The organism is Microbacterium sp. NPDC088619 (genome assembly GCF_044752825.1).
Lineage (GTDB): Bacteria > Actinomycetota > Actinomycetes > Actinomycetales > Microbacteriaceae > Microbacterium.
Genome location: NZ_JBIVLZ010000001.1, coordinates 2,721,263 through 2,733,859 on the forward strand (window position 1 = coordinate 2,721,263; position 12,597 = coordinate 2,733,859).

The window sequence follows — 12,597 nt, forward strand, 5'->3', positions numbered from 1 at the left end:
TTCTTTCCGGTTCTCAGAGGTACAGGTCTTCGACGGTGGCGCCGGCGCGGTCGAGCACCACGCTCCGCTTGAGTTTCATGGTGGGTGTGACCAGCCCGCGGTCCTCGAGGTCGGCGAAGACCACGCTGAAGCGACGCACCTGCTCGCTGCGTGCCACGAGCGCGTTCGCGGCGTCGACGGCACGCTGCAGGTGGGCGCGAAGCGCGGGGTCGGTGACCTCGCGGATGTCGGGCTGCGGGGGCATGGGGATGTCGACGCCTTCGGCATCCGCCCACGCCTTCGTCTGCTCGGGATCGAGAACCAGAAGGGCCGAGAGGTACGGCTTGCTCTCGCCGACCATCACCGCATGCGAGACCAGTGGGTCTGCTTCGACGGACCGCTCCCAGCGCGTGGGGACGATCGTCTTGCCGTTCGAGGTGACGATCACATCTTTGAGTCGGCCTTCGAGAATGAGCCGGCCCTGGTCGTCGAGCCGCCCGAGGTCACCGGTGCGGAAGAAGCCGTCCACGAAGGCGTCCTCGTCGTGGGCCGGATTGCGATACCCGGCGAAGACGCCGACGCCGCGAGCGAGCACTTCGCCCTCGTCGCTGATGCGCACCGTGAGACCGGGGAGCGGCGAGCCGACGCTGCCGGAGGCGATGCGGCCGGGCAGATTGCCGGTGAGCGGCGCGGTCGTCTCGGTGAGTCCGTAGCCCTCGATGACGGGCACGCCGATGCCGCGGAAGAAGAGCGAGAGGTCGCTCTCGAGAGCTGCTCCTCCGGAGAGGATGTATCCGACTCGTCCGCCCATCACGGTGCGGAGGCGTCGATAGAACAGCGCGTCGAAGAGGCGGTGGCGCAGGGCGAGTCCGCGGTTCCTCGTGGTTCGCCGGCCGGCGTCGACCTGTTCGGCGCGGCGGCCCCAGGCGATCGCCGTCGCACGGGCTCGCGCCCATACTTTCGTGAGCCCCTTGTCGGCGGCTTTCGCGGCAGCGGCGGCCTGGATCTTCTCCAGCACCCGGGGCACGACGACGAGGAACGTCGGACGCAGTGTGTCGAGTGTGGCGACGACGGTCGACGGGTCGGAGAGGTGCGCGATGCGCATGCCGCTGGCCAGGCAGATCAGCTGCAGGCCGCGGGCCAGCACATGGGCGAGTGGCAGGAAGATGACGGTGTTGCCGCCTTCGTTCACGATCTCGCGGTAGGCGGCGGCGATGTTGAGCACCTGACCGAGGAAGTTCCGGTGCGTGAGCACGACACCCTTGGGCTCGCCCGTCGTGCCGGAGGTGTAGACGATGGTCGCGGGGTCGTCCTGCGTGGCCGAGGTCCTGCGGGCGTCGAGCTCGTCGTCGGTGACCTCGACGCCACGCGCGACCAGGTCGGAGAGAGTGCCGGATGCTGCGGCATCCATCGTCCATGCCCCGAGCGTGATCCGTTCCGTCTGCGTCAGCGCCGCCTGCAGAAGCACCGCGTGCTCCGTGGTGCCGCCGATCGCCAGGCGCACGCCGGCGTCAGCGACGATGGCGTTCACCTGCGACGGCGACGACGTCTCGTAGATCGGCACGACCACGGCGCCGGCGAACCAGGACGCGAGGTCGGCGACGGCCCACTCGTAGCGTGTCGCCGCCATGATCGCGATCGGATCACCGGGGCGCACGCCCTGGGCGATGAAGCCCTTCGCCAGAGCGCGCACCTGGTTGAGGAACTCCCGAGTCGTGATCGGGCGCCACGGGCCTCGAGCATCCGCGCCTTTGACCTCGAAGGCGACGTGATCCGGCGCGACGGAGGCGCGCGCGGCCAGCAGGTCGGTGACGTTGCGATACCCGTCGAGGTCGGCAAGCGGCGGGGTCGATGACTCGATCATCGGAACTCCTCTCGGGCGCGCGAGAACGGGCCCATCTGCTCCTGTTCGGAGCCCGCGGGGAATCGGATGGGATGCGGACGGCAGACGGAGCGTCAGCTGTCGTCAGGCACCCGACGGCTGCGCTTCACGACGAACACGATGAGGATGATGACGCCGGCGAGGGCGGCGAGCGCGAGGAGCACCACGAGAGCGAGGCTCACCAGCACCATCGGCAGCTGCGACTGCGGTCGTTCGACCGGCTCCGGTGTGGGGGTCGGCGACGGCGGGTTGTACACCTCGTCGAACGTGGGGAACTGCTCGTCGGTGAACAGCGGGCTCTCGTCCGGGTACTGGGTCGGGTCTTCGGCGATGAATCGGGTGGCGTTGACGACGCCGTGTCCGAAGGTCGCGGACCATTCGAGCTCGTGCGGCGTCGAGCCGGTGTTGCGGATGAGGGACTGCATCAGCTGCTCCGGGGTCGCGTCCGGCCACTTCTGCATGCCCAGCGCGACGAGGCCGGCGACGAGAGGTGCGGCTGCGGAGTTGCCATTCCAGGCGGTCATGCCCCATGTGTCGTTGAAACCGATCCCGGCGACCTGAATGCCGGGTGCGACGACGTCGGTGTTCGGGTCAGTCATGTTCTCCTCCGAATACTTCTTCTTCGCCGGAGCCGCCGTCGCGTCCACGGACGCGACGTTGAGCACACCGTTGGTCGTGTTGAGCACGTGCACCGAGGTGCTGTCGTTGTTGGGGAGTGCCCCGATGACGACGACCCCTGCCTGCAGCGCCTTCGTGACACTGTCGTATGTCGGCTGGGAGATCTCCTGGTGAAGGAACGAGTACCCGCCGGACATCGTGACGATGTCTGCACCGCGGGCAACGGCGTCGTCCAGCACGTCGCTGTAGAACGCTTCGCAGTCGCGCGCCTCGTTGGCTGCGCCCTGGAGCATCCCGTAGTACAGGATGTGAACGTCAGGTGCGATGCCCCGAGGCCCTTCACCGCTTTCAGAGGTGCCGTTGCCGACGATGAGAGAGGTCACCGCGGTGCCATGCTGCAACTGCGTGTACTGGGTGGGTGCGTAGTCGAGAGGGTCCGGGCATCCATCGAAGTCGGGAACCTCGATATCGGCACCCTGCAGCGTCAGCGCGTCGAGGTAGAGGCCCCCGTCGAGCACGGCGATGGTCACGCCCTCGCCGGTGATTCCGGCGTCGTGGATCGGCGCGATCTTCATCGCGTCCATGTACCAGTTCGGCCCGCCGGCCGAGAAGTCCTGCGCGGCTGCCGCGCTCGGTACCACTGCTGCAGTCGACATGGCGGCCAGTGCTGCTCCGGTCGCAATCCATCGTCGCGCGCGATTCGCCATGCTGTCCCCCCCCCGGGTGGTGCTGAGACTCCAGCCTAGATGTCACCGGGTCAGCAGACATGGTCGACGAATCCCGGCCGCGTCGGGTCATGCGGACGAGCGCGATGACAGAGGGTGAAGACGAGGGTTAACGATGGCGGCTCCGCTGCTGAGCCCGGCGAAGGCGAGTGAGCCCATCTAGCGTGATCAGTGGTCGGTTCGGGCCCCCGGCGAGGACGAACCTCGCGGTGCTTCGACCATGAGGCGTATGGCGCGCACCCCAGGCCTGCCGTACGCCTCATTCTCTTCTTCAGTTTCCTGCGCCCTCGGAACCTCGGGTCAGGATCCCGAGTTCGGCTGCGCGAAGCAGAGCCTGCTCCCGGGTCGAGACTCCGAGTTTTCGGTACACGCTTCGCCGTTGCACCTTGACCGTGTTCGGAGAGACGAACAGGGCCTTCGCGATATCGGCAGTCGAGGCGGTCTTGCTGAGTTCTCGCATCACCGCGCGTTCCCTCGCGGTGAGCGACACCGCAGCCTCGAGCGGAGGGAAGATGTCATCCGTGCGGCCTGAAAGGTGAGCGTCGACGATCGCGCGACCTCTCTCGTCGCAGAGTTCACGGGCGACGAGCAGATCCTCTCGACGGATCATCGCCAATGGCGCCAGAGTGTGTTCCTCCCGCATGAGTGCAGTCGCATGCGCGAGTGCTGTCGCTGCGGCTCCGCTCTTGCCGAGCCGGCCCGCGGCGACGCCTGCGATGAGCAGTGCGAGCGGTCTCCAGCCGGAGCGAAGGGGTTCCTCACCATGGTCGGAGTCGAGCGCCTGTGCACTCACCAGCGCTCCGCCGAAGTCGCCCGCGAGCAGCATGGCGAGGGCCGTGAGGGCGTGACGCTCGGCTGCCCAGTCGGGGAGCTCCTCGAGGGTTCGCTCGGCCGCCGTGCGACTGCCGGACGCGAGCTCGGCAGCGGCGCGTGCGGCCCAGACGAACTTCATGGCGTATTCCGACGTCGTGGAGTTCGCGTTACGGCCCAGTGCGCGGGACAACACGAGAAGCGCGTCGGTCGTTCGCCCGGAATGCAGAGACACGACGCTCTGGGTGTGAACGATGAACGGCCACAGCTCGGTGGATCCGACCCAGTGCGCCACGCTGTCGATCCGCTCTCGGGCGAGCGCAACGTCACCATCTGCCACGGCGATGTGGGCGCGTGCGACCTGCTCCATGATGCCGAAGAGGTCGACTCTCCACGCGACGGGTGGGTCGGCGGCGTCGATCTCATCGAGAACGCGACGAGCGTCCGACAGTCTTCCGTGGACCGCGTGCACTGCGGCGAGTGTCGAAGCGCAGTGGTACCACCCGCCGTCGTCGTCGGGAATGCGCAGTGTGACACCGTTCTCGAAGATCGTCACCGCATCGTCGACGTGCATGGTCATTCCCTGCTCGAGCACGGAGACCGCGTCATCCGGGTGCCCCGCGAAGAGGAGGCTCAGTCCGCAGCTGCTGAGCAGTAGCGCGGTAGCCCCGTCGCAGCTCTCGCGCTGCACAGGAGTCATCGCGTCAAAAGTCCGAGTCACCAGGAACGCTGTCGCCCCCGCGCGGTGGAATCGACCGGAGAAGCGTTCGGCCAGCGACTGCACCGTCAGGGTCCAGAAGCGTTCGACCAGATCGTCGTCGGACGACCGGCCGTGCAGCCTCATCGCAGCGCTGTGAAAGTATGCGAAAGCACGCACCCGGTGCCCCAGCTGGGTGAGGACGAGAGCCATGATGGTGGAGAGGATCGGATATCTGACGAGGACTGCAGGGCCCTGCTCGTGCAGCAGCTGAACGACATCCGCGGCGCAGGTCCGCGCGAGCACGAACCAGGCCTTGCGCCCGAGTCGCGACGCGAGGGCGTAGTCCTTCGCTTTCAGCGCGTTCGACAGCGCCTCGAGCGGGCGCCGATGCTCGAATGCCCAGAGCGCGACGGTGCGGCGAACCTGCGCGGTGGTCTCGACAGGAGCCTGATCGAATGCCCGCAGGAGCGCATCGCGAAGCGCGGGGGTGTACGCGAACGAGGGCCCGGCTTCGCCGGACTCCCACATGCCCAGTCCGAAGTACTCGGCACGTTCAAGGTGCTCTGAAGCATCGTCTGGCCATCCCAGGCGTGCCGCGACATCGGCCGTCACGGCGGTAGGAACAGCCGTCTTGACAAGGAACTCGCGGAACTCCGGCGACACGCGCTCGCTCACGAGGGTCGACAGCAGAGCATCCGCCACCTGCTCGCGCTCGGAGGTGACGAAGTCGAGCTGTCCTCTTCTCATCACGTGCGCCAGGCCCAGCAACCGAGCAGACAGCGGCAGTGCGGCGATCTCACCCAGGCCGTCAGGAGGCGCCGGCACGCCCGATACGCTCTCGAACACTTCGCGGGCCTCGTCAGGGGTGAACAGCAGCTGCCCCGGACCGATGACTGCAGAGTCGATGGATGCCAACGTCCGCAAGCCGTCCGTCGTCAGCGATCGTCGGGTTGCAACCACGATTCGAAGAGCTGGTGCGACCTCGAGCAACGACACGCACAGGTGAAGCCAGCGCGCCTCATCCGCGCGTTCCGCGTTGTCGATCACCAGCACGCACGGACCCGTGAGTTCGGCGAACGCCGCTCGGACCGCACCGAACCTGTCCCGGATGCTCTCGAACCCACGAAGCACTGCTGTCGCCTTCGCCCTGTCCTGTACGAGATCGAGCGCGAGCAGCTGCGCGAAAGCGCTGCGGAGCATCTGATTCTCATCTGCGAGCTGGCCCTCGAAGGCGATGCGGATCGCTCCGATGCCACGACGTGGTTGTGCTCCGGCCCACTGGCTGAGCAGAACTGACTTGCCGCCTCCGGCAGGGCCGCTGATCAGCACCAGGGCGTGTCCTCGATCGAGGACAGTCATCAACCGCGGACGTTGCAGGCCATGGACTGCGGGTCGAGATTCGCGTCTGCCGTCGTCGTGAACATCAATCATGTGTTCGCCTTCGCATCCAAGAAGAGGGTGCCGTCGCGAAACCGATGCTATGTTCCCGGCCGCCCCTCGCCCATCGCGCAGCACGTTCGCATGCCGGGATACCGGAATGGAGAAGACCAGCATGAGCGACGGGGCCCCGGGACTGGGTAGAGTCTCGGGCTCTTCGTTCTGCGCTCTGCGCTCTGCGCCGAGAGCGGCGCGGGTTGTGGAGGGGCTGACGGGAATCGAACCCGCGCTATCTGCTTGGGAAGCAGGTAGCGGCCCTTCTCCGGTCCGCGGAACCGCGCACTCTCCGGAGGTGGGCTTACCGTCCAGTACCCCCGGTTGGTGGCACGTACCCCCCTCTAATGGCACGAATCTGGCACGCCGCGGTGCCTGTTGGACGGCTCCAGTGCTCCGCCGTGAGGCTGTGGACAACGACGCCAGACACCGAGCGTTGGAGGGGGCGGCAGAACGTTCCTACATGGGGTTGCGTCTGGCTCCGTGGGGCGGCGGGGGTGGAGTGCGCCCCGCCGCTCGGGAGAGGTGGTTACGGTGTGTCCCCTAAACCGGTCGCCCCAGGGTTTCCACCCGGTCAGAGGCGCTATCTCCACCAGAACTGCATGACCCTCTGCGGCCCGTAGAGGCCCTGGTGAGCGCTCGACTCACCGTGAAGCACGAGACGCGCTGTCGGCCGTCAGCGGGGCGCAGAGGGCCGCTCCGCGGACGAAGAAGGGCGGTCCGGCCACCGCCATGGAACCCGGACCGCCCGTGCGCGACTCCCGCTACGCGGTAGCGCTGTCCACGCCCGCCAGCATGGACGGGATGGCGGACTGCGAGCCGGGCACGTCGATGTGCACCCGGTCCCCGTCCACCAGGAGGCGATAGGCGTCGAGGTCAGCGTTATGCAGGAGTGCCAGCGACTCCGGAGTGAGGTCCCCCGTGTCCGCCAGGTCCGTGAGGACCGCGGCCCACGCGGCGGGCTCAGCCGCGGCGCTCTCCTGCTCAGCGATAGCAAGCGCCGCCGGGTCCACCTGAGTGAGGCGTTCCCAGACGAGGCCCTCGTACGCGGCGAGGAGCCGATCCCGGTCGTCGTGCACCAGCAGGTGCGGCATGACTTCCAGATCGTCCAGGATGGCCGCCAGGCGGGTGCGGTCCGCCCGGGCGATCACGTCCTGGAGGCGCATGCCCGGCTCACGCTCGAAGCCCTGAGAGGGGTCCTGTCCGGCGTAGACGAGGGCGTGGACCTTCTCCCGCTCCCGGCTGAGGGCGGCGTGGTCGTCCGCGGTCTGCGGGCGGAGGGTGTCCAGGACCAGCCCCCGGTCAGGTGCCTCGGGGATCGCTGGGATGGCGGCGCGCACGGTGGTGCGGATGCGGTCCACGTCGGCGCGCTGGCGGGCTCGTAGCCCTTCCGGTGTCAGGTGAGTGTCCCTGAGGGTGGCGGCGGCCGCGAGGTCCCGGCGGGCCTGGACAGCGGTGGTGGTGAGGTCGGTGCGGGTCATGCTTGTGCTCCTTGTCGGTTGAGGTTGCCCGTGGTGGGCGAGGGGTTGGAGAGGGGGTCAGGTCGAGGGCGGTCAGCGGCGTCTCCGTCGTCCTGTGCTCGGGACTCCAGGGCGGCACGTGCACGTGCGGCGGCGGTGCGCTGGACGGCCGCCTCCTGGTGGAGGCTCGCGATGTAGGCCCGGATGGCGTCCGCATGGTGCACCGGGATGGAATCCATCGCGGCCTGGTATCCCGGCAGGGCTTCTCGCTTCGACCGGGTGGCGTTGCCGATGGCGCTGGGGCGGCGGGGCGCGTAGACCATGGTCATTCCCCCATGACCAGCCGGTCGAGGAGCGCGCCTACCTGCTCGAAGCCGCCTGGCTTGGCGTTGTCCAGGCCGAGGTACTTCGCGCGGCGGTCCATGATCCTCAGCACCCGGTCCACCGCGAACCCATCACCAGCGAGGGCCAGGCGCATCTGCGGGACCAGGATGGCGTCGAGGCGGGCCAGTTCGAGGGTGCGGATAGCGTCCGCCTCCTCCTCCGGGATGCGCTGAACCTCCTCCCGAATCCACCGCTGCACCGTCTTCGGGTGCACGTCCATCTGCATGGCGATGGTGGTCATGGCCACACCTGTCCGGTGGAGCATGAATGCTTCGGCGCGGCGGGTCAGTCGATCCAGGCGCTTCATATGGCGGCGCGGCCGCACGGTGTCACCGAGGGCGTACTCGGCGAGGTCCACGTCCGGCGGTAGATCCGGCACAGGGAGGCCGGGCAGCGCCGCGACCTCCTCGCGGGCGATGGTGATGGTGTCGGCGCTCATGCCGTCTCCTCTCGTTCAGTGACCCAGGGGTCGGGGAATAGGTCCGCGAGTCCACGGCCCTCGTAGTAGCGCCGTGCATCCGGCGACAGTTCGGTGATGGGGCAATCGAAGGGCTCGCCGTTGTGCGCTCGCCGGTGGGCCTCAGCGCGGTAGAGGCCAATAAGGTCATCCGCCTCCTGGGCGCTGGCCGGTCCTGTGACGCGCTCTTGCTCCGTCTCCAGCCCTTCGAGTGCGGCGCGGAGGTCGGCGAGGTGTGCACGCTGTTTGGCTGAAGGCGGAGCAACCTTTTCGGTCGGTCGCCGCGTGCGGTGACCATTACCAAGTAGTGGAACAGGTAGTGATACAGGTAGTGGGGCCCCGGTCTGAGCGGGGCCCTTTACCGGGAAAACCGGGGCCCTTTCTCCCTCAAACCGGGGCCCTTTCTCGGCAGGGTCCGCGACGAATGGGCCTCGCTCAGACCGGGGCCCTTTCAGGTCCAGGACGGCCAGCCGATACTCCGCATGGCGGCCGCGGTGTGCCGCTCCCGTGCGGACGATGAGCCCGCGGCTGGTGAGTGCGGACAGCACGCGCTCCAGGGCGCTCTTGGTCGCTTTCAGCCCCGGCTCACGGCCCAGCGCCAGCGCCAGCCGGTCATGCCCCCACGTGTAGGTCGGAGCGCCGTCTTGGACGGCCACGGCCATGTCGAGGAGCACGATTCGCTCCAGTGGGGATACGGGCGCTGAGAGGAGCGCTTCCTTCATGCGGTCCAGGGTCGCGAACCCCATCAGAGCCTCCGGCGGCGCTCACGCACGCACCCGCGGCACTCGCCCTTCGGGGTGGTGCCCCATGCCGCCCGCACATGTTTACGGGGACAGAGCACCAGTGAGCCGCCGTGATCGGCGCGGGCGTTGCACCGGGCGCACCCGGGGGCGTAGGCGCTCAGGTCGGTGGACCATTTCACCCGCTTCCCATGTGAGTTCCGGCCTATGTGCGTTGCCGGGCCGATCCTCATCCACCCTCTCGCCGGTAGACCGCACCCATGGCAGGAGCGGCCTACTGCGGAGCCGCGGGCCTGAACAAGGGCCTCGTGCGCGCCGCGGTAGGTGCTGGCCCGTCCGGTGTTCTCGCCCCTGGCGGTAGTCACCTCAGCCCTCGCCGTCGATGAAGGCCAGGAACGCGACTGTGCTGATGCGGATGGCCTTGCCGAACCGCTGGGCCGGGAGGGTGCCGTTGGCCACCATCTTGTAGACGTTGCTGGGGTGGCACTCCAGGAGGATCGCCACGTCCGGGACCTTCAGGAACGCGGGCCGGGTCTCACGGATGCGTGCCAGGGTGGCGGCACTGGTGCTCGGTATCGCGGTGATCATCAGGAGGTCCTTTCGGGTTAGCGGTGGCTAGCCCAGGTCCTTCCTGGATGGCGGTCGCGTCGTCGGTGGCGCTTCCCTGTGGGACCCGACGGTAACACGGGGTATGCTGAGGTTGCAAACTCAAAAAGTCCTCTGAACTGGACTTTAGTTACAAGGTGTCACCACCTGGACCGAGCGGGGAGAGTCATGGCAGAGCGGCGGCAGAAGGCCAATCGACAGGCGTTCGGGAGCACCCGGCAACTGCCCTCCGGCAGGTGGCAAGCCCGCTATCCAGACCCCGCCGGGCGGCCCATGACCGCCCCCACCACCTTCCCCACGAAGCGTGAGGCACTGGACCACATCGCCGGGGTTCGCGCGGACCGGATGCGCGGCACTTACCGAGACCACCGTGCCGGGCTCCAGCCCTTTGGCCCCTACGCCGCGGAGTGGGTGGCAAACGGTCGCACCCGTGGACGCCTCGCCGCCAAGACCCAGGCGCTGTACGAGGACCTGCTGACCGGCCCCCTCGCCGGGCTCCATGACCGTGCACTGTCCGCCATCACCCCGGCAGACGTGCGCGCCTGGTACACCCGCACCCGAAAGGTGCTGGCGAAGGCGGTGAAGAACCGCCCCGGGGCCACCGGAGAGGCCCGACTCCGCCAGGCGTACAGCCTCCTCCGCACGATCCTGAATGCCGCCGTGAAGGACCGGCTCATTAGCGAGAACCCCTGCCAGATCGAAGGAGCCGGGCAGGTCAACGACCCGGAGCGCCCGTACCTCTCGCCGGAGCACCTGGCCGCCATCGTCGGGGCCATGCCGGAGAAGTGGCACCTGCCTATCCGTGTGGCCTTCGGAGCACACCTGCGGGTCGGGGAGTTGGAAGCGCTCCAGCGCGGCGACTACGCCAACGGGGCCGTGCGAGTCGAGCGCCAGCGCATCTACGTTCGAGGTCAGGGCACCATCACCCCCACGAAGACAGGGGAGGCCCGCACGGTGGTGCTCCCGCCGAGCATCGCCGCTGAGGTCGAGGCGCATCTGGCCAGCACGACCGGATTCCCCAAGTCCCCCATGTTCCCCCGCCGGGACGGCGAGGCCATCACCGGAAACGCCCTGAGCCATGCCTGGCGGAAAGCGGCCCGCGGCGTCGGGCTAGGGCAGTTTCACGTCCATGATCTCCGGCACGCCGGGCTCACGCTGGCCGCCCAGGCCGGGGGCACGACGCGCGAACTCATGGCGCGTGCCGGTCACCGGACCGCTCGCGCGGCGCTCATCTACCAGCACGCGGCGGAGGAGCGGAGTGCGGTCCTCGCGGGTGCCATGGACGTTCTCACCGGATCGGTCATTGGCACGCACGCCCCGAGACTAGAAGCCGTCCTCCGACTAGAGAAGCCTGGGACCTAGGTCCCTATGCGGTTCCGCCCCAGTTCTTGAGCCACTGGTTCCCCGTCGTGCCCCAGATCATCTTGGTGAAGTTCGTCTGCTCGAACCAGATCGTCATCAGATGGTAGACGGTTAGCACGGCCTCTTGGAGGTCCTGGTTCGTTTCGAGTTCCTCGATCACCAGGCCCTGCGCGGCCGCTTCATCCCGCCCGATCCGCCGACCGTGCGATTTATGGTGCGAGTTGTCAGCGAAATACTTAGCGATCTCCGCCGCCCTCGTTGAAGCGTCGGCGTCCCCCGCCAGCATGTAGTTCTCGAGCCAGTTCGCGACCATCTTCTCTGAGTAGGCCAGCGCGTTGCTGGACTCCTTCAGCAAGCCGGGCCCCAGGCTAGCGAGAATGGGAGCCCAGGCGTGGGCGAAGATAGGGTCGCGCGCAATGTCCGCCTTGGCCGCGTCGAACTGGTCAACGATGGTCTGGGCAGAGTAACTGCGCCCCGCAACGGTCGGGATCTGTGGGTCGATCGGCCCCAACTGGCTGTGATGTCCCATGACGATTCGATCCGCGGCCATCGAGATCATGGTTCCAGCCGACATAGCGAAGGTCGGAACGATCACCTCGATTGACGGGAACTTCGCGTGGAGGTAGTCGACGAGTGACTCTGTGGCGTTAGTCACGCCGCCAGGTGTGTGGAGGATGAGAGTGAGGCCCTTCTCGAACTCCATCCCCTTAATCACCGCCATCAGTCCGTTGAGGTCCTCGTGGGTGATGCTCACGAACGACGCTGGAACGTCCTGCTTCTGCAAGAACGCTGAGCCATAGATGATCACGTTCTTGTCCTTGCGGAGTGCTGACACCTTTCCCAGCCACGTAGCGAACTGGTTGGTGATCCACTGCCCCCTCTGCTCCGGAGGAACGGCATCGAACTCTGCGAGCAGTCGGTTCCAGACGGGCATCAGGCGGCCGTGAAGTTCACCGAGCCGGACGTCGGCTTCGGTGCGAAATATTCAGGAAGCGCACTCGGATAGGCGGATTCGATCACGCCGAGAGCAAGGTTGCGGTACGTCGCGTAGTCGGTGAGCGGAAGGGCGGGCACGTTGGGAAGCGTCGCTGGTTGGGTCGACATTGCGCACTCTTTCGTTGTGGGTGGTTTTCGCATCATAGCGCCGAGTGCTGTGGTGAGGCACCGTTTGCGGCGCGTATGTCGGGCTGGGGCGCGCGGGGCAGTTTCACGTGCACGACCTCCGACATGCAGGACTCGCCGCGGCCGCCCAGGCTGGAGGGACCACCCGGGAACTTATGGCCAGTGCAGGGCACCGCACTGCACGCGCCGCGCTTATCTACCAGCACGCCGCGGAGGAGCGGAACGCGGTCCTGGCGGAAGCCATGGACGCTCTCGCGGGACCAGCGCTGAATGCGCATCTAGGCTCTCGAAGTGCTGGCCTCGAAGCCGTGATCCGGCTGG

General features: G+C 67.5%; 11 protein-coding genes. 1 reads left to right on the plus strand and 10 read right to left on the minus strand.

Features of this window, described 5'->3' with window-relative positions:
• Window positions 1–13: 13 nt before the first annotated feature.
• From ACIP5T_RS13160 to ACIP5T_RS13195, 8 genes are all read right to left on the minus strand, one after another.
• On the minus strand, window positions 14–1,843 hold the full coding sequence (locus ACIP5T_RS13160) for an AMP-dependent synthetase/ligase (protein WP_400863894.1): 1,830 nt from the start codon (window positions 1,841–1,843) through the stop codon (window positions 14–16).
• Window positions 1,844–1,935: 92 nt separating this feature from the next.
• Entirely contained in the window at window positions 1,936–3,135 is a 1,200-nt protein-coding gene (locus ACIP5T_RS13165; RefSeq protein ID WP_400863897.1) for a S8 family peptidase, read from the minus strand.
• A 340-nt stretch (window positions 3,136–3,475) separates the two neighbouring features.
• Window positions 3,476–6,073 (minus strand): LuxR C-terminal-related transcriptional regulator, encoded by a 2,598-nt coding sequence (locus ACIP5T_RS13170; RefSeq protein ID WP_400863899.1) that lies wholly within the window; start codon window positions 6,071–6,073, stop codon window positions 3,476–3,478.
• 836 nt (window positions 6,074–6,909) lie between these two features.
• On the minus strand, window positions 6,910–7,626 hold the full coding sequence (locus ACIP5T_RS13175) for a hypothetical protein (RefSeq protein ID WP_400863901.1): 717 nt from the start codon (window positions 7,624–7,626) through the stop codon (window positions 6,910–6,912).
• On the minus strand, window positions 7,623–7,928 hold the full coding sequence (locus tag ACIP5T_RS13180; protein WP_400863904.1) for a hypothetical protein: 306 nt from the start codon (window positions 7,926–7,928) through the stop codon (window positions 7,623–7,625). The genes ACIP5T_RS13175 and ACIP5T_RS13180 overlap by 4 nt, the downstream gene beginning before the upstream one ends.
• 2 nt (window positions 7,929–7,930) lie before the next feature.
• On the minus strand, window positions 7,931–8,428 hold the full coding sequence (locus tag ACIP5T_RS13185; RefSeq protein WP_400863906.1) for a transposase family protein: 498 nt from the start codon (window positions 8,426–8,428) through the stop codon (window positions 7,931–7,933).
• Window positions 8,425–9,192, minus strand: a complete 768-nt coding sequence (locus ACIP5T_RS13190; RefSeq protein WP_400863908.1) for a hypothetical protein — start codon at window positions 9,190–9,192, stop codon at window positions 8,425–8,427. The genes ACIP5T_RS13185 and ACIP5T_RS13190 overlap by 4 nt, the downstream gene beginning before the upstream one ends.
• Before the next feature lie 360 nt (window positions 9,193–9,552).
• A complete protein-coding gene (locus ACIP5T_RS13195) occupies window positions 9,553–9,774 on the minus strand; it encodes a helix-turn-helix domain-containing protein (protein WP_400863911.1) in 222 nt (73 codons plus the stop codon).
• A 291-nt stretch (window positions 9,775–10,065) separates the two neighbouring features.
• Here ACIP5T_RS13195 and ACIP5T_RS13200 point away from each other — a divergent pair, with 291 nt between their 5' ends.
• A complete protein-coding gene (locus ACIP5T_RS13200) occupies window positions 10,066–11,154 on the plus strand; it encodes a tyrosine-type recombinase/integrase (protein ID WP_400863914.1) in 1,089 nt (362 codons plus the stop codon).
• Window positions 11,155–11,158: 4 nt separating this feature from the next.
• Here the strand turns inward: ACIP5T_RS13200 and ACIP5T_RS13205 are convergent, their stop codons facing one another.
• Entirely contained in the window at window positions 11,159–12,088 is a 930-nt protein-coding gene (locus tag ACIP5T_RS13205; RefSeq protein WP_400863917.1) for a hypothetical protein, read from the minus strand.
• Entirely contained in the window at window positions 12,088–12,258 is a 171-nt protein-coding gene (locus ACIP5T_RS13210; protein WP_164743724.1) for a hypothetical protein, read from the minus strand. The genes ACIP5T_RS13205 and ACIP5T_RS13210 overlap by 1 nt, the downstream gene beginning before the upstream one ends.
• Between the last annotated feature and the right edge of the window lie 339 nt (window positions 12,259–12,597).

Coding starts and splice junctions, on each gene's coding strand:
- ACIP5T_RS13160 (WP_400863894.1), bottom strand. CDS start 1,843: ATGATCGAGTCATCGACCCCGCCGCTTGCCGACCTCGACGGGTATCGC.
- ACIP5T_RS13165 (WP_400863897.1), bottom strand. CDS start 3,135: ATGTCGACTGCAGCAGTGGTACCGAGCGCGGCAGCCGCGCAGGACTTC.
- ACIP5T_RS13170 (WP_400863899.1), bottom strand. CDS start 6,073: ATGACTGTCCTCGATCGAGGACACGCCCTGGTGCTGATCAGCGGCCCT.
- ACIP5T_RS13175 (WP_400863901.1), bottom strand. CDS start 7,626: ATGACCCGCACCGACCTCACCACCACCGCTGTCCAGGCCCGCCGGGAC.
- ACIP5T_RS13180 (WP_400863904.1), bottom strand. CDS start 7,928: ATGGTCTACGCGCCCCGCCGCCCCAGCGCCATCGGCAACGCCACCCGG.
- ACIP5T_RS13185 (WP_400863906.1), bottom strand. CDS start 8,428: ATGAGCGCCGACACCATCACCATCGCCCGCGAGGAGGTCGCGGCGCTG.
- ACIP5T_RS13190 (WP_400863908.1), bottom strand. CDS start 9,192: ATGGGGTTCGCGACCCTGGACCGCATGAAGGAAGCGCTCCTCTCAGCG.
- ACIP5T_RS13195 (WP_400863911.1), bottom strand. CDS start 9,774: ATGATCACCGCGATACCGAGCACCAGTGCCGCCACCCTGGCACGCATC.
- ACIP5T_RS13200 (WP_400863914.1), top strand. CDS start 10,066: ATGACCGCCCCCACCACCTTCCCCACGAAGCGTGAGGCACTGGACCAC.
- ACIP5T_RS13205 (WP_400863917.1), bottom strand. CDS start 12,088: ATGCCCGTCTGGAACCGACTGCTCGCAGAGTTCGATGCCGTTCCTCCG.
- ACIP5T_RS13210 (WP_164743724.1), bottom strand. CDS start 12,258: ATGTCGACCCAACCAGCGACGCTTCCCAACGTGCCCGCCCTTCCGCTC.